Below are 14,968 nucleotides of genomic sequence, written 5' to 3'. Positions count from 1 at the left end.
TTCCACGGTCGGTTTACAGGCGTGAACGCACGGCTGCGGACAGGCGCTTGCCGTCGGCCTTGCCTGCCGCGATCTCGGTGGCGGCCTTCATCACCTGGCCCATGTTCTTCGGACCCGGCCGCGTGCCGAGTTCCTCCGCAACGCGCGCGAGGGCGGTGTCGACGACGTCGACGAGTTCGGCATCGGTGAGCGGGGTGGGCAGGTACTCGTCGATGATCCGTGCCTCGGCGTGCTCCTTGGCCGCGAGCTCTCCGCGTCCGTTCTCGGTGTAGACCTCGGCGGCCTCGCCGCGCTTCTTCGATTCCTTCGCGAGGACCTGGAGCACCTCGTCGTCGGACAGCTCACGCGCCTCCTTGCCGGACACCGCCTCGTTCCGGATCGCCGCGAGCAGCATCCTGAGGGTCTCGGTCCGCAGCTTGTCCTTGTCCTTCATCGCTGCGGTCAGGTCGGTCCGCAGCCTGGATTCGAGGGAGGATGTGGTGTCGCTCATGCCGGAAACGCTACGCGGGGCAGGCGAACCACGTGCGAGGACCACGCACGGCGGTACGCTGGAGAAGTGCCTGACCTGTCTGCAATTCGCCGCGTAACCCTCGGTGCTGCCGGCGCCGCCGCTCTCGGCCTCGGTTACACCACGCTGATCGAACGGAACGCGTTCACCCTTCGCGAGGTCACGGTGCCGGTGCTCGCGCCCGGCGCGTCGACACTGCGGGTCCTGCACATCAGCGACCTGCACATGACTCCCAATCAGAAGCTGAAACAGAACTGGTTGCGCGAACTCGATGGCCTCGAGCCCGATCTCGTCGTGAACACGGGCGACAACCTGTCGCACCCGAAGGCCGTTCCGGCCGTCGTCCAGGCCCTCGGCGGACTCCTCGCCCGCCCGGGTCTGTTCGTCTTCGGGAGCAACGACTACTTCGCTCCCGTGCTGAAGAATCCGCTGGCCTACTTCGACAAGGACCACGACCGCGTCTACGGGCCTCCGCTCCCGTGGGGCGACCTGCGTGCGGCGTTCACCGAACGTGGCTGGCAGGACATGACGCACGTGCGGCGCGACATCGAGATCGGCGGCGTGCGCATCGCCGTCGGCGGTGTCGACGACCCGCATCTCGACCGCGACCGGTACGAGACGATCGCAGGTGCGGCCGATCCCTCGGCCGATCTGCGACTGGGCATGACTCACTCCCCCGAGCCGCGGGTGCTCGATCGCTTCGCCGAGGACGGCTACGACCTCGTTCTCGCGGGCCACACCCACGGCGGCCAGCTGTGCCTGCCGTTCTACGGCGCGCTGGTGACCAACTGCGGGATCGACCGGTCGCGGGTGAAGGGCGCGTCGCGCTGGGGTGCCCACATGCGACTGCACGTCTCCGCGGGTATCGGTACGTCGCCGTTCGCTCCTGCCCGGTTCTTCTGCCGTCCGGAGGCCACCCTGCTGACCCTCGTTCCGGCCTCGCGCGACACCTCGCAGCAGGCCAGCGGTGATTCGGCAGAGCGCGCCGGGTTACGTCGCTGACCAGCCGATTTAATCTTCTGCGGACTCGTGTTGTAAGCTGACCGAGGTTCAATACGGGGTGTGGCGCAGCTTGGTAGCGCGCTTCGTTCGGGACGAAGAGGTCGTGGGTTCGAATCCCGCCACCCCGACTCGTGGAAGAACTCGTCAGGGCACTTTCTCCTCACGGAGAAGGTGCCCTGACCGCGTTCCGGGGCACCTTGTTCACCTCTCCGGAAAAGGACGTCCCCTCCCGTCACAAAAGATTCTTCAAGTCGGTTTTTAGGGATTAAAACAGACTTGAATACCCTAAACTGAAAGGCGGCACCGCACTCGCGAGACGCCTCGGCTCTGGTCGGGCGGGAACGGACTCGGCGGATGACGCGACGACACAGGGCCTCCCGGCAGGACGCACCGGAGAACTCCGGAGGTTCCACACTCACCAGACCACGCCCCCGGCGACGACGGTGGCTCGCCGTCCTCGTGCTCGTCGCGTGCGCGTTCATCGCCGCGGGCCTTCCCGTCTACGTGGCCCCGCAGATCGAGATCGAGAACCTCAGCCCGTATCGCCGGGCCGATGCGATCTTCGTCCTCGGCGGTGCGATCTACGAGCGCTATCCCTACGCGCTCGAACTCGCACTCGAAGGCTTCGCACCCGAGGTCGTGGTGTCGAATCCCAACGGCACGAAGGACGTCTGGTTGACGGACCTGTGCGACCACCCGCGCTACGAATTCCCCGTCACGTGCTTCGAACCGGACCCGCCGACCACGCGCGGTGAGGCCATGGAACTGCATCGTCTCGCGGAGCAGCGCGGCTGGAACAGCGTCATCGTCGTGACGTTCGTGCCGCACGTCTCCCGCGCGCGCTTCATCCTCGACCGATGCTTCGACGGCGAACTCATCATGGCCGCCAGCCCGGCCGACATCGCCCTGTCGTACTGGGCATGGGCGTACGCCTATCAGACCGCCGGCTACATGCGGGCCTTCTCGCACACGGGGTGCTGAAGCGGAACGTCAGGGCAGCAACCGGTCGAGGAACCGGTTGCTGAACACCCGGTGCGGGTCGTACTGCTCGAAAGCCGCGAGCGCGGCGTCCCAACCCTGCCCGGACGGTAGGCCGGTGCGGTACATGGCCGGCACCGTCTCACCGAGGAAACCGGGGTCGCGGTAGCCGCCCTCGTCGTCGAACGCCCAACCCTTCGACCACTCGGACCGGAAGGTCGCGTAATCGCCCGAGTAGTGGGCGGCCATCCACTGCTCCATCTCGCGGAAGAAGGCCGGCATCCCGGCCGTTCCGGGGATGGAGACGACGTTCATCCAGATCGCGGTGTCCCAGTCGGGCCGGTCGGGGCGGGGACGCACCGGCGACAGGTCGGGCACACCGGCGGCGTCGACGAGCACCTCGTCGGCGTCGTCGACCTTGCACAGACGTACCTCGAACGGCATGTTCACGGGGTACTGCCCGAGCGAGGCGTAGTGCGTCATCCGCTCGTGCAGCCACGTCGTGAACTCGTTGATGACGCGGGCGATGTTGTCGCGTCTCGTCACGACGACACCGCCACCGGCGACCACGCGCAGGGTCGCGGCGCGCAGGTAGAACAGCAGGTCCTTGGACCAGCCCCACAGATCTTTCGTGCCGGTCGCTGCGAGTCCCGCTGCCACCGCACCGAACTGCGACGCACCGAAGGTCGGTGTGACGCCCTGGGCGCCACGCACGACCTGTCCCAGCAGGTCGGTGAGTTCCTCGGGCAGACTGTCCGAGAAGTAGTAGTTGTACGGATCCTGCACCTCGCGGGAGGCGGCGGGCTTCTCCGGGGAGACCGACCAGATCTTGAGCCAGGGTGTCTCGGTGAAGGGGAACCAGATCGCCTCGACCCGCCCGTGCTCCTCGACGTAGCGCTCGAAAGTGCGCCCCGGCGAGCCGGGCGGGGCGAACAGTTCGCGCCACGGGATGTCGGTGAAGCTCTGGCAGCGCACCCGGTAGTTCGCTCCGGCCTGCAGCGTCACCGAAGTGACGAAGGTGCGTCCGAGGTGGGCGAGCAGGGGTCTGATCTCCGGTTCGGCGCGGCGGAACTCGCGGAGTTCGTAGGCAGCGGCCGACGGGTTCCACACCACGGCGGTCAGAGCCAGGACGAGATTGGACAGGGAGCCGAACGACTGGCCGGGGATCACCGTCTCCCCCGCCGCCGGGTAGGTGGCTCCGTGGGCACCGATCGACAGTGCCCCCGCGATGGAGATGTCGCCGATGGCGGGCGAGTTGGCCCAGCCCAGTCCGTTCGCTTCGAGCGTGGTGAGGATGGATTCGATGCTCGCGCCCCCTCCGGCCGTCACGCGCGGAGGTGCGGCGTCCGCGTCGACGACGACCTGGTTCAGCTGCGACATGGTGTCGACCAGCACGACGTTCTCGATGTCCTGCCCGGCCTCGAGGGTGAGCGGACTCCAGCTGTGCATCGATCCGCGGGGACGGATGCGGAAGCCGTGGGCGTGCGCCCAGTTCGCGAGGCGGACGACGTCGTCGGCGGTGCGCGCGGTCGCGGTCCACACCGCGTCGAACCGGATGGTCTTCGCCCAGTTGACGAACTGTTGCTGCGAGAGCGGGATGTCGGCCGGGAAGTCCGGCGGCGCCGGGATCGTGGCTGCCGGGTCGCCGAGCGGTACCGCACCCGCGAGCGTCCATCCCGTGCCTGCAAGGACGGCTGCTCCGGCGGCTGCTCCGAGAAGACCGCGACGGCTGAGGGTGGGACCAGAGGCTCTAGCGCTCACGAGGGCGGGTTCCGTTCTGTTCTGCGGGCGCGGACTCCGCGAAAATAGAACAAGTTCTCTCTATTCTCCAGTACCGCTACCGGTGTGCGGCGCCCTCGCTCCAGAACGACAGACCCGACGCCTCCAACGTGCCGAGGATGTGTTCGGGAGCGCCGTCGACCGACCAGACCGCCATCGCGACCGCCGCCACGGTGAGGGCCGGACCGAGGATGCCGAGCTCGAACGGGCCACCCGCACGGATGGACAACGCCGACGGCAGCTTGATCTCCCACCAGCGCGACCCGCGCCAGGGCACGAACGGAGCGAGGAAGGGGATTCCCTCCTTGGTGATGGCGTCGCCGAGACAGTGCGTCGCGCATCCGAGGGCCACCGCGACCCCCAGGCCCGTCGACGCAACCTCCTGCGGGAACCACGTCCACGACAGGATCGACAGCACTGCCGCGCTCAGGGTGACGACCACCCACCCGCGCTTCTTCGCCCACGACCCGAACAACCCGCGCAGTGCGAGACCGAGAGTGACGAACAGGACCCCGATGATCGCTTCCCTGCCGAAGCTCGCGACGAGTGCCGAGACTCCGGCTCCGAGCAGTGCCGCGAACAGCGCGGTGTGCGTCATGGTGCGGTGCCCGCCGCGCCGCTTCCGGTCGCGGCTGCCCTTGGTGAGCGAGTAGTAGCCGAGCGAGACCGCGTCGATGCCCCTGGCGAAGGTCTGGCTCACGGGCCCGAACGACCTCGCGACCGTCGACTGTGCCGTGTCGAGATCCGGAAGCAGGGCCGCCCCCGAACACACCGCCGCGAAGGCGAAGGTCTCCGCGGTGGACGCGGGTGCACCCCAGTCGGTAGGAAGCAGATCTGCGACGACGAGCCCCACCAGCGCCCCGGATACTGCATGGGTAGGACCCATCACCATGTCGGACAACACCTTTCGACGAACGAGCGCGAACCCGACCCGGCGTGACGACGCCGGCCCCGGATCTCCAACCTAACAACCACAGTCGACACACCTGTCACACGCGTGTTCGAACAGCCGATATGCTCGGCAGACGCCGGCAGGGCCGCCCACCGGAGAGGTGGACGGCCCTGGCGTCTGTGCCGGATTCCTCGTTTGCGAGGAAGATGGAGTTGTCGTCGTCGGATGGAGGGAGAGCGACATGGACACCACGCTGATCGTGCTGGCGCTGGCAGCCCTGATCTACTGGTGGGGACTGCTCTGATCCCGCCGCATCTCCCCCGGTGACGGGTCAGGCTCCGGCGCGCACGCCCGCCTCGACCCGCTTGCCGAGCTCCTCGTCGACGTTGCGCCAGTACTCGAAGATCCGCTCGTAGAGCGCCTCCGAGGTACCGCCGAGGACGTGTCCGACGATGTTGTTCACGAGGCGTTCGCGCTCCGCGTCGTCCATCACGTCGCGGACGAGGGTGCCCGCCTGACCGAAGTCGTCGTCCTCTGGGTGCTGCACGTAGCCCGCGCGCACGGCCTCGGTTCCGAAGTTCCACAGACCTTCGTCGCCGGCCCGCTCGGGATCGGCATGCGGACCACCGAAGCTGTTCGGTGCGTAGACCGGGGTCTGCGGATCGTTGAAGGTGAAGGCCATGTTGCCCTCCTTGCTGTAGGAGTCGACACGGGCGGCCTTCGCGGAGTTCACCGGCAGCTGTGCGTGGTTGACGCCGATGCGGTAGCGGTGGGCGTCGGCGTAGGAGAACACGCGGCCGAGCAGCATCTTGTCGCGCGAGAAACCGATGCCCGGCACGACGTTCGACGGGGCGAACGCGGCCTGCTCGATCTCTGCGAAGAAGTTGCGCGGGTTGCGGTTCAGGGTCATCGTGCCGACCTTGATCAACGGGTAGTCCTTTTGCGACCACACCTTGGTCAGGTCGAACGGGTTGAACCGGTAGTTCTCCGCCTCCGCGACCGGCATGATCTGCACGTGGAGCGTCCAGCTCGGGAACTCGCCACGCTCGATCGCCTTGTAGAGGTCGGCGCGGTGGTAGTCGGGATCCGAGCCGGCGAGGCGGTCGGCCTCGTCCTGGGTGAGGAACTCGATGCCCTGGTCGGTCTTGAAGTGGTATTTCACCCAGAAGCGCTCACCGTCGGCGTTGATCCATTGGTAGGTATGCGAACCGAAGCCGTCCATGTGGCGCCACGTGCGCGGCAGGCCACGGTCGCCCATCAGCCAGGTGACCTGGTGTGCGGTCTCGGGGCGCAGGGTCCAGAAGTCCCACTGCATCGTGTGGTCGCGCAGGCCGGAGCCGGGCAGGCGCTTCTGCGAGTGGATGAAGTCGGGGAACTTGATCGGGTCCTTGATGAAGAAGATCGGCGTGTTGTTGCCGACCAGGTCGTAGTTCCCGTCCTCGGTGTAGAACTTCAAAGCGAAACCGCGCGGGTCGCGCCAGGTGTCGGGGCTGCCCTGTTCACCGGCGACCGTCGAGAAGCGTGCCAGCATCTCGGTTTTCACGCCCGGCCGGAACAGCTTGGCCTTCGTGTAGGCGGAGACGTCCTCGGTGACGACGAGCTCACCGAACGCGCCGGCGCCCTTGGCGTGCACGACGCGCTCGGGCACCCGCTCGCGGTTGAAGTGCGCGAGCTTCTCGACCAGGTAGTGGTCGTGGAGCAGGATCGGCCCCTGGGTGCCCGCGGTGAGCGACTCGTTGTCGCTGGCGACGGGGATACCGACGTTGTTCGTGGTGTAACGGGCATTCGTCATGGTGACCTCCGTATACGGATGTTCCGGGTCTCGGGACACGAAGCCGATGGTTCGGCCCGCGGAGGGGCCGGACCACCGGTGAAGCGAGTGGGCGCTAGTCGGCGCGGCAATCGGGGCACAGGCCCCAGAAGGTGACCTCTGCTTCGTCGATGACGAAGCCGTGGTCGTCGGACGGCGTCAGGCAGGGCGCGGCCCCGACGACGCAATCGATGTCGACGACCGTGCCGCATGCGCGGCACACGAGGTGGTGGTGGTTGTCGCCGATGCGGGTCTCGTACCGTGCGGGTGATCCGGCCGGTTCGATCCGGCGGAGCAACCCGTTCCCCACGCATGCCTTGAGTACGTCGTACACGGCCTGCGTCGACACCGAGCCGAGTTCGTCGCGCACGTGGGCGGCAATTCCGTCCGCATCGGAATGCGGATGCTCGGCAACGGTTCTCAGTACGGCAACGCGGGGAGCGGTCACCCGCAGACCCACGGAGCGCAGTTGCTCCTTGGGGTCGAAGTGATGCTCGTGTCCTTGTTGCATGACACCAAGTATGCCCCTTTTCTGGAATAAGTCAAGAAAAGGATCGGTGCGGTGCCCGTCACGCCCACTTCGGGTCTCCGATCGGATCGGGGGTCGGTGTGGTCGGCGCCCGCCGGCGCCCGGCGCGCCTCGGTCGTCTCTCCGCACGGCCGGATACTCACCGAGTGTCGAATCGGAAAGTGCGAGCTAGTCTTTCGTCAGGAAATCGGTCCGCACGTATCCCGGTTCGATCAGATTCACCCCGATACCGAGATCGGCGACCTCCGCGGCGAGCGCTTCCGTCAGGGCCTCGAGCGCGAACTTGCCCGCACTGTAGAGCCCCCAGCCCGGGAAGGTCGTGAGCCCCAGGATCGACGAGACGTTGACGATGTGCCCGCGACGGTTGCTCCTGAACACCGGAAACGCCGCCCCATCACGTTCAGCACCCCGAAGATCTGCACGTCGAATATCGCGTGTGCGTCGGCATCGGCGATCTCCTCGACGGCGGAGAGACCGGCTGACCTACATACGCGACACGACTCGCGACGCGCCCGTGGACATCCGTCCGGAGGTGATGACGATGCCGTGGTGGGTGCCGGGGCGAAGCCAGCGGCTCAGCGTCGGTCCCTCCGCCGCGACGGTCACCCGCGCGTAACGGAACTTCCCCCGCAGCCGGGCGGTGGCGCGTTCGACGGCGCCGCCGGGGATCGGCTGCGCGAAGGTCAGTCCACCTGCGATCGGCAGTTCCGGGCCCTTCGGCGCGGCCGAGGTGGCCACGCTCCATCGGGCGCCGGTCGCGGAGAAATCGCCGAGGACGTCGCCGTCGAACTTCGCGAGCACCTTCGGCAGCTTCCAGTGTTCGCGACCACCGTGCACCGACGGCTCGGAGTCGACGGCGATGAACGGCACCGCCATCGCCGGGATCAGGTCGCGGCGCAGCACCGGGCTGGCCAGCACCTCGCGGTACGGCCCGACCGGCGAGTCGAGGTAGTCGACCATCATCGCGAGGGTGATGGGCAGGGTTGCGCCGGTCGGCCCGTACTGGGAGGCGTCCGGGGTGCTGCGATGCCACCACAGGGCGGCCCGCACGGAGGCCGGCCATGGCGGTGGCGGCGAGACCGGATAGTCGGTGCGTTCGTCCTCGCTCTCAGGCACTGTCCAGAGCACGGGCGCTCTCCTTCCGAACGGGGGTGATGGGCAGTCGCAGCGCCGCCGGGGCCTCGACGGGCACGGCCGGACGCACGGGCTGCACGGGCTGCACGGGTTCGTAGGCCGACCCGAGCGGAGGCCGGTTGTCCTTCTCCCCCTTGTTCGGCCACAGCGCCAGCGCACGTTCGGCCTGCGCGGTGATCGTGAGGGACGGGTTCACGCCGAGGTTGGCGCTCACCGCGGAGCCGTCGACGACGTGCAGACCCTTGTGCCCGTAGACACGCAGGTACGGGTCGACGGTGCCGGTACGCGGCGAATCGCCGATCGCGCACCCGCCGAGGAAGTGCGCGGTCATCGGGATGTCGAACAGGTCGGCGATCGAACCACCGGCGTCGCCGTCGATCTTGTCGGCGACGCGGCGGACCGCTTCGTGGCCCACCGGAATCCACTCGGGCGGCGGAGTGCCCGGCCCCTGCTTGCTGGTCAGGCCCCGGCCGATCGGCGTGCGCCGGGTCGCGAGCTCGAGAGAGTTGTCGTCGGTCTGCATCACGAGAGCGATGACCGTGCGCTCGGACCAGTTCCGGACCGACAGCGAGCGGAGGAAGGCGGCGGGATTCTTCGCGGCGACACCGAAGAACTTCAGCAGTCGCGGCATCCGCGTGCCACCGTCGACGAGCAGCGCCTGGAGCAGACCGATCAGGTTGCTGCCCTTGCCGTACCGCACCGGTTCGATGTGGGTGTGGTCGTCCGGGTGGAAGGACGACGTGATGGCCACGCCCTTCGTGTAGTCGACGACGCGATCCTGCGCGGTCGCGGCGAGCACCGCCTCGGAGTTGGTGCGCACCACGGTGCCGAGGGCCGGAGACAGGTTCGGCAGGTCGCCGGTCTCGCGGCTCGCGAGCAGCAGGCGCGCCGTACCGTAGGTACCGGCCGCGATCACCACCTGGTCGGCGGTGAAGACCTTGCGGCGCTTCCTGATGCCGTTCGTGCTGCGGGTGTGGACCTCATACCCACCACCGGTACGGGGCACCACACGGGTCACCGTCGTGAGGGCGTGGATGTGCGCGCCGGCCTTCTCCGCGAGGTAGAGGTAGTTCTTGACGAGCGTGTTCTTCGCTCCCACACGGCAACCCGTCATGCAGCTGCCGCACTCCGTGCAGCCGGTGCGGTCGGGGCCGGCTCCACCGAAGAACGGGTCGGGCACCGTCCTGCCGGGCTCGTCGAAGAACACACCGACCGGGGTGGTCGTGTAGGTGTGGCCGACACCCATCTCGTCGGCGACCTGGCGCATCACCTCGTCCGCGGGCGTGATGCTGGGATTGGGGCGGACGCCGAGCATCCGTGCCGCCTGGTCGTAGTACGGCGTCAGTTCCGCTTCCCAATCGGTGATGTGACCCCACTGCGGGTCGCGGAAGAAGGGCGTCGGCGGCTTGTACAGGGTGTTGGCGTAGTTCAGCGACCCGCCGCCCACACCGGCTCCCGCCATGACGAGCACGTTGGGCAGCAGGTGCATGCGCTGCACCCCGTAGCATCCCACCTGCGGCGCCCACAGGTACTTGCGCAGCCGCCAGCTCGTCTCGGGCAGCTCGTCGTCCTCGAAACGCCGTCCGGCCTCGAGAACTCCTATCTTGTATCCCTTCTCGGTGGCGCGCAGTGCTGCGACGCTGCCGCCGAATCCGGATCCGATAACGAGGACGTCGTAATGGGTCATGCGGTCGCTCCTGCCGTCGCTCTGCTTCATGCGCCCGCTCCTGCCGTCGCTCGGTGTTCCGTGTAGCTCTCCGGGTCGAACTGCTTGGTCCGCGCCCGGTACTGCCACGTGAAGGTCGGCCACATCACGGAATTGCGGCCCTTCTCGTCGATGTACCAGCTGCTGCAGCCACCCTGGTTCCAGACCGTGTTGTTCAGCGCCGGGTCGAGATCGGCGGTGTAGCGGCGCACCGCGTCGTCGCGCACCTCCACGGCCGAGATGCCGTGACGCTCCATCGTGCGCAGCGCGTCGGAGATGTAGTTGGCCTGGGATTCGAGCATGTACACGATCGAGCTGTGGCCGAGATTGGTGTTGGGGCCGTACATGAGGAACAGATTGGGGAAGCCGGGCACGGTGATGCCGAGATAGGCCGAGGGGCTGCCGTCCCAGGTCTCGGCGAGGGTGCGGCCGTCGCCACCGCGGATATGGTGCGCGACCGGCGGTTCCGTCGGCGTGAAACCGGTACCGAAGATGATGGTGTCGACCGGGTACTCGGTGCCCTTGTCGTCGACGACACCGTTCTCGGTGACCGCTGCCAGACCGGAGGACACCACGTCCACCTTCGGGCGGGTGATGGCCGGGAACCAGTCGTTGGACAACAGGATCCGCTTGCAGGTGATCGCGAAATCGGGGGTCAGGCGCTTGCGCAGCTCAGGATCGCGCACGTTCTTGCGCAGCACCTGGCGTGCCCGGACCTCGAACAGCGGCAGGAGGTACTTGCGGGCGAAGGGCTTCGTCATGCCGACGACGTAGATCTCCCTCTGCCCGTACACGAATCCGCGCATGAGCTTCTGGGCCAGGGAGAAGCGCCGGTAGAGCGTGCGGACCGACCGCGCGATGACGTGGTCGTGCTTGGGCATCACCCAGGAGGCCGTGCGCTGGAACAGCGTGAGATGTTCGACGCGGTCGACGATCGCCGGCACGAACTGGATGGCCGACGCGCCGGTACCGATGACGGCGACACGCTCACCCGTGAGGTCGTGGTCGTGATCCCACTCGGCCGAATGAAACTTCTTGCCGCGGAACAACTCCAGGCCGGAAACCTTCGGATAGGTGGGTGTGGAGAGGGCGCCGGTCGCGGCGACGAGCACGTCGGCCGTCAGGTCGCCACGGGAGGTGGAGATCCGCCACACGGCACGCTCGGCGTCCCACTGCGCCGCGCGCAGTTCGCACCCGAACATCGTCCGGTCGGTCACGCCCTGCTCACGTGCAACACGGCGGAGGTACGCGTAGATCTCCTCCTGGGTGCCGTACGCTCGCGACCAGTCGGGTTCGGGCGCGAAGGAGAACGAGTACAGCGCGCTCGGAACATCGCATGCGGCACCGGGATAGGTGTTCACGCGCCAGGTTCCGCCGACGTCGTCACCGCGCTCGAGGACGAGGACGTCGGCGTCGGGGTTCTCGCGCAACAGCGTTGCGGTCATACCGATGCCACCGAAGCCCGCGCCGACGACGAGCGTGTGCACGTGATCGGGAAGCAGTGCGAGACTCATTTCATCACCAGCGCCTTCCAGACCGGGAGCAGGCGCTCCCGGAATTCTCGATCGGATTCGGGGGTACGCATCAGGGCCGAGACGGCGAAGCCCCGGGCGATTTCGATGCTGAGGTCGATGTGGTCGGGCGAGACCCGGTCGCCCATGATCTCCAGGCAACCCGTGCGGAGCGCGTCCGACACCTTGCGTTCGAGCGGGATCACCGCCTCGTGCAGGGACGGATCGGTCCGCGCCGCGACCCACAGTTCGAGCGCTGCGGCGAAGAGCGGGCCGGAGAAGGCATCCATGAGCGTTTCGAAGCCGTGCTCCGGATCGGGTCGTGTCTCGAGGATCTCCTGCAGCCGCCTGTCGACGAGGTGCCCGACCGCCGCGACGACAAGGCTCTCCTTCGTCGGGAAGTGGTGGAGCTGGGCGCCTCGCGAGACTCCGGCACGTTTGGCGATGCCCTGCGTGCTGGTTCCCGAATAGCCATGCTCGACGAGCGAGTCGACCGCGGCGTCGAGCAGCTTGGCTCGCGTCGCGGCTGTGCGTTGCGCCTGGGTGCGACCACCGTTCGGCGCAGTGTCCTGGATCACGCATCGCAGCGTAACGGGAAAACAACAAACAGTCCAGACTGCTTGTAAATATTTCTCGGGTATACCGGATCAGGCCCGAAACGCGACGGAGCGGGTGGACCCGAAGAGGTCCACCCGCTCCGTCGAGAAGGTCGGAAGGTCGCCTAGACGAGCAGCTCAGCGATCTGGATGGTGTTGAGAGCAGCACCCTTGCGCAGATTGTCGCCCGAGACGAAGAGCGCGAGACCGCGGCCCTCAGGAGCACCCGGATCCTGACGGATGCGGCCCACGAGCGAGACGTCGTCGCCCGCTGCGGCGAGCGGGGTCGGCACGTCGACGAGGCGGACGCCCGGAGCGTTCGCGAGCAGCTCCTGCGCACGCTCGACCGACAGCGGCCGCTCGAACTCGGCGTTGATCGACAGCGAGTGGCCGGTCACGACGGGAACGCGCACGCACGTGCCCGACACGAGCAGGTCCGGCAGGCCGAGGATCTTGCGCGACTCGTTGCGCAGCTTCTGGTCCTCGTCGGTCTCACCCGTTCCGTCGTCGACGATCGAGCCGGCGAGCGGCACGACGTTGAACGCGATGGGCGCGACGTACTTGTTCGGGGCCGGGAAGTCGACGGCGTCGCCCGCGTGGACGAGCTTGTCGGCCTCGTCGGCGACGGCACGCACCTGGCCGACGAGTTCCTCGACGCCCGCCAGTCCGCTACCGGAGACCGCCTGGTAGCTCGACACGATCAGGCGCTGGAGTCCGGCCTCGTCGTGCAGTGCCTTGAGCACCGGCATCGCGGCCATCGTGGTGCAGTTCGGGTTGGCGATGATGCCCTTCGGTGGGTTCTTCACCTGCTCCGGGTTGACCTCGCTGACGACGAGCGGAACCTCGGGGTCCTTGCGCCATGCCGACGAGTTGTCGACGACGATCGCACCGGCGGCCGCGAAGCGCGGAGCCTGTTCCTTGGAGAGGGTGCCACCGGCCGAGAACAGCGCGATGTCGATGCCCTTCAGATCCTCGTCGGAGGTCGCCGCGACGTCCTCGACCACGATCTCCTCACCGCGGAACGGTAGCTTCTTGCCGGCCGAGCGGGCCGACGCGAAGAACCGAACCGTGTCGGCCGGGAAGTTGCGCTCCTCGAGCAGGGTGCGCATGACGATACCGACCTGCCCCGTGGCGCCTACGACCGCAATGGTCTTGCCCGTCGCTTCGCTCGCCTGATTGGTGGTCACGTTTACCGCCCCGTTCCTGCGTGCACGACGGCCTCTTCGTCGCCGCCGAGCTCGAATGCCGCGTGCAGAGCGCGCACGGCGTCGTCGAGTTCGTTGTCATCCACGAGCACGGAGATGCGGATCTCCGACGTCGAGATCAGGTCGATGTTGATGCCGGCGTCGGCGAGAGCCTCGCAGAACTTGGCCGTGACGCCGGGGTGGCTCTTCATGCCGGCACCGACGAGGGAGACCTTGCCGATGTGGTCGTCGAAGAGGACCTGGGTGAAGCCGATGTCGCCCTGCTGCTTGGTGAGGAGCTCGACCGCGCGCGGGCCGTCACTCTTCGGGCAGGTGAAGGTGATGTCGGTCTTGCCGGTCTCGACCTTCGAGATGTTCTGCAGCACCATGTCGATGTTGATCTCGGCGTCGGCGACGGCGCGGAACACCTTGGCGGCGTAACCGGGGGTGTCGGGGATACCGACGACGGTGATCTTCGCTTCGCTGCGATCGTGCGCAACGCCGGTGATCAGGGCCTCTTCCACAGGGATGTCCTCCATCGATCCGGACACCATGGTGCCGGGCTTGGTGGTGTACGACGAACGAACGTGCACGGGCACGTTGTAGCGGCGGGCGTACTCCACGCACCGCAGCATGAGAACCTTCGCGCCGCACGCGGCGAGCTCGAGCATCTCCTCGAAGGAGACCTTCTCGAGGCGCTGCGCGTCCTTGACGATGCGCGGGTCCGCGGAGAACACGCCGTCGACGTCGGTGTAGATCTCGCAGACGTCCGCGTTCAACGCGGCGGCGAGTGCGACGGCGGTCGTGTCCGAACCGCCACGACCGAGAGTCGTGATGTCCTTGCTGTCCTGGCTCACACCCTGGAAGCCGGCGACCAGCACGATGCTGCCCTCGTCGAGGGCGGTGCGCACACGGCCGGGGGTGACGTCGATGATCTTCGCCTTGCCGTGGCTGCCCGTGGTGATCACGCCCGCCTGGGAACCGGTGAACGACCGGGCCTCGGCGCCGAGCGAGTGGATCGCCATCGCGACGAGGGAGTTGGAGATGCGCTCACCGGAGGTGAGGAGCATGTCCATTTCGCGGGCCGGCGGGGCCGGGCACACCTGCTGTGCGAGATCGAGGAGTTCGTCGGTCGTGTCTCCCATAGCCGAGACGACGACCACGACGTCGTTGCCCGCCTTCTTGGTCTCGACGATCCTTTCAGCGACGCGCCGGATCCGCTCGGCCGTCGCGACCGAGGATCCTCCGTACTTCTGGACGACGAGTGCCACGCTGGCCAACCTCCGGGTCTCGGGAACAAGTCCAGTGGCCCAGCTTACCGACCGCGGCTTCCATCGACC

15 protein-coding genes and 1 tRNA gene are annotated in these 14,968 nt (G+C 67.5%); 4 read left to right on the top strand and 12 right to left on the bottom strand.

Annotation, left to right across the window (positions count from 1 at the left end):
- Nucleotides 1-13: 13 nt before the first annotated feature.
- Nucleotides 14-490, bottom strand: a complete 477-nt coding sequence (locus tag BO226_RS23235) for a GatB/YqeY domain-containing protein (protein WP_006552434.1) — start codon at nucleotides 488-490, stop codon at nucleotides 14-16.
- Nucleotides 491-556: 66 nt separating this feature from the next.
- Here BO226_RS23235 and BO226_RS28485 point away from each other — a divergent pair, with 66 nt between their 5' ends.
- The 3 genes from BO226_RS28485 to BO226_RS23220 all read left to right on the top strand — a co-directional run bounded on the left by BO226_RS28485 (nucleotide 557) and on the right by BO226_RS23220 (nucleotide 2,491).
- Entirely contained in the window at nucleotides 557-1,510 is a 954-nt protein-coding gene (locus BO226_RS28485; RefSeq protein ID WP_071936178.1) for a metallophosphoesterase, read from the top strand.
- A gap of 54 nt (nucleotides 1,511-1,564) precedes the next feature.
- A tRNA-Pro gene (locus tag BO226_RS23225) sits at nucleotides 1,565-1,638 on the top strand.
- Between the two features lie 331 nt (nucleotides 1,639-1,969).
- Nucleotides 1,970-2,491 carry a YdcF family protein gene (locus tag BO226_RS23220; RefSeq protein ID WP_071936177.1) on the top strand — a complete coding sequence of 174 codons (522 nt, stop codon included), beginning with the start codon at nucleotides 1,970-1,972 and terminating at the stop codon, nucleotides 2,489-2,491.
- Between the two features lie 9 nt (nucleotides 2,492-2,500).
- On the opposite strand, the gene BO226_RS23215 is transcribed toward BO226_RS23220, so the two are convergent.
- Together BO226_RS23215 and BO226_RS23210 are read right to left on the bottom strand one after the other, a co-directional pair.
- Nucleotides 2,501-4,249 carry a cholesterol oxidase substrate-binding domain-containing protein gene (locus BO226_RS23215; RefSeq protein WP_024102808.1) on the bottom strand — a complete coding sequence of 583 codons (1,749 nt, stop codon included), beginning with the start codon at nucleotides 4,247-4,249 and terminating at the stop codon, nucleotides 2,501-2,503.
- Nucleotides 4,250-4,325: 76 nt separating this feature from the next.
- Entirely contained in the window at nucleotides 4,326-5,159 is an 834-nt protein-coding gene (locus BO226_RS23210) for a metal-dependent hydrolase (protein ID WP_024102807.1), read from the bottom strand.
- Between the two features lie 160 nt (nucleotides 5,160-5,319).
- On the opposite strand from BO226_RS23210, the gene BO226_RS27350 reads away from it, so the two are divergent.
- A complete protein-coding gene (locus tag BO226_RS27350; protein ID WP_019290230.1) occupies nucleotides 5,320-5,463 on the top strand; it encodes a hypothetical protein in 144 nt (47 codons plus the stop codon).
- Nucleotides 5,464-5,490: 27 nt separating this feature from the next.
- Here BO226_RS27350 and BO226_RS23205 read toward each other — a convergent pair whose 3' ends face one another.
- From BO226_RS23205 to BO226_RS23165, 9 genes are all read right to left on the bottom strand, one after another.
- A complete protein-coding gene (locus BO226_RS23205; protein ID WP_071936176.1) occupies nucleotides 5,491-6,951 on the bottom strand; it encodes a catalase in 1,461 nt (486 codons plus the stop codon).
- Nucleotides 6,952-7,045: 94 nt separating this feature from the next.
- Nucleotides 7,046-7,480: a Fur family transcriptional regulator gene (locus BO226_RS23200; protein ID WP_024102806.1), complete on the bottom strand. Its 435-nt coding sequence runs from the start codon at nucleotides 7,478-7,480 to the stop codon at nucleotides 7,046-7,048.
- Between the two features lie 186 nt (nucleotides 7,481-7,666).
- Nucleotides 7,667-7,876, bottom strand: coding sequence for an SDR family NAD(P)-dependent oxidoreductase (locus BO226_RS28250; RefSeq protein ID WP_071936175.1), 210 nt, complete (start codon nucleotides 7,874-7,876; stop codon nucleotides 7,667-7,669).
- A 105-nt stretch (nucleotides 7,877-7,981) separates the two neighbouring features.
- Nucleotides 7,982-8,614 carry a hypothetical protein gene (locus BO226_RS23190; protein WP_071936174.1) on the bottom strand — a complete coding sequence of 211 codons (633 nt, stop codon included), beginning with the start codon at nucleotides 8,612-8,614 and terminating at the stop codon, nucleotides 7,982-7,984.
- Complete coding sequence (locus BO226_RS23185; protein ID WP_071936547.1) at nucleotides 8,607-10,319, bottom strand: FAD-dependent oxidoreductase; 1,713 nt, start codon at nucleotides 10,317-10,319, stop codon at nucleotides 8,607-8,609. The genes BO226_RS23190 and BO226_RS23185 overlap by 8 nt, the downstream gene beginning before the upstream one ends.
- A 26-nt stretch (nucleotides 10,320-10,345) precedes the next feature.
- On the bottom strand, nucleotides 10,346-11,851 hold the full coding sequence (locus BO226_RS23180; RefSeq protein ID WP_064256709.1) for a flavin-containing monooxygenase: 1,506 nt from the start codon (nucleotides 11,849-11,851) through the stop codon (nucleotides 10,346-10,348).
- A complete protein-coding gene (locus BO226_RS23175) occupies nucleotides 11,848-12,426 on the bottom strand; it encodes a TetR/AcrR family transcriptional regulator (RefSeq protein ID WP_024102801.1) in 579 nt (192 codons plus the stop codon). Before BO226_RS23175 ends, BO226_RS23180 begins: the two co-directional genes overlap by 4 nt.
- A gap of 143 nt (nucleotides 12,427-12,569) precedes the next feature.
- On the bottom strand, nucleotides 12,570-13,553 hold the full coding sequence (locus tag BO226_RS23170; protein WP_016693204.1) for an aspartate-semialdehyde dehydrogenase: 984 nt from the start codon (nucleotides 13,551-13,553) through the stop codon (nucleotides 12,570-12,572).
- Nucleotides 13,554-13,633: 80 nt separating this feature from the next.
- Nucleotides 13,634-14,899, bottom strand: coding sequence for an aspartate kinase (locus BO226_RS23165; RefSeq protein WP_006552446.1), 1,266 nt, complete (start codon nucleotides 14,897-14,899; stop codon nucleotides 13,634-13,636).
- Nucleotides 14,900-14,968 lie beyond the last annotated feature (69 nt).

Source organism: Rhodococcus sp. 2G, from assembly GCF_001886355.1.
GTDB lineage: Bacteria > Actinomycetota > Actinomycetes > Mycobacteriales > Mycobacteriaceae > Rhodococcus > Rhodococcus pyridinivorans.
Note: the sequence above shows the minus strand (reverse complement) of the source record. Positions and strands in the feature narration are given on the sequence as shown.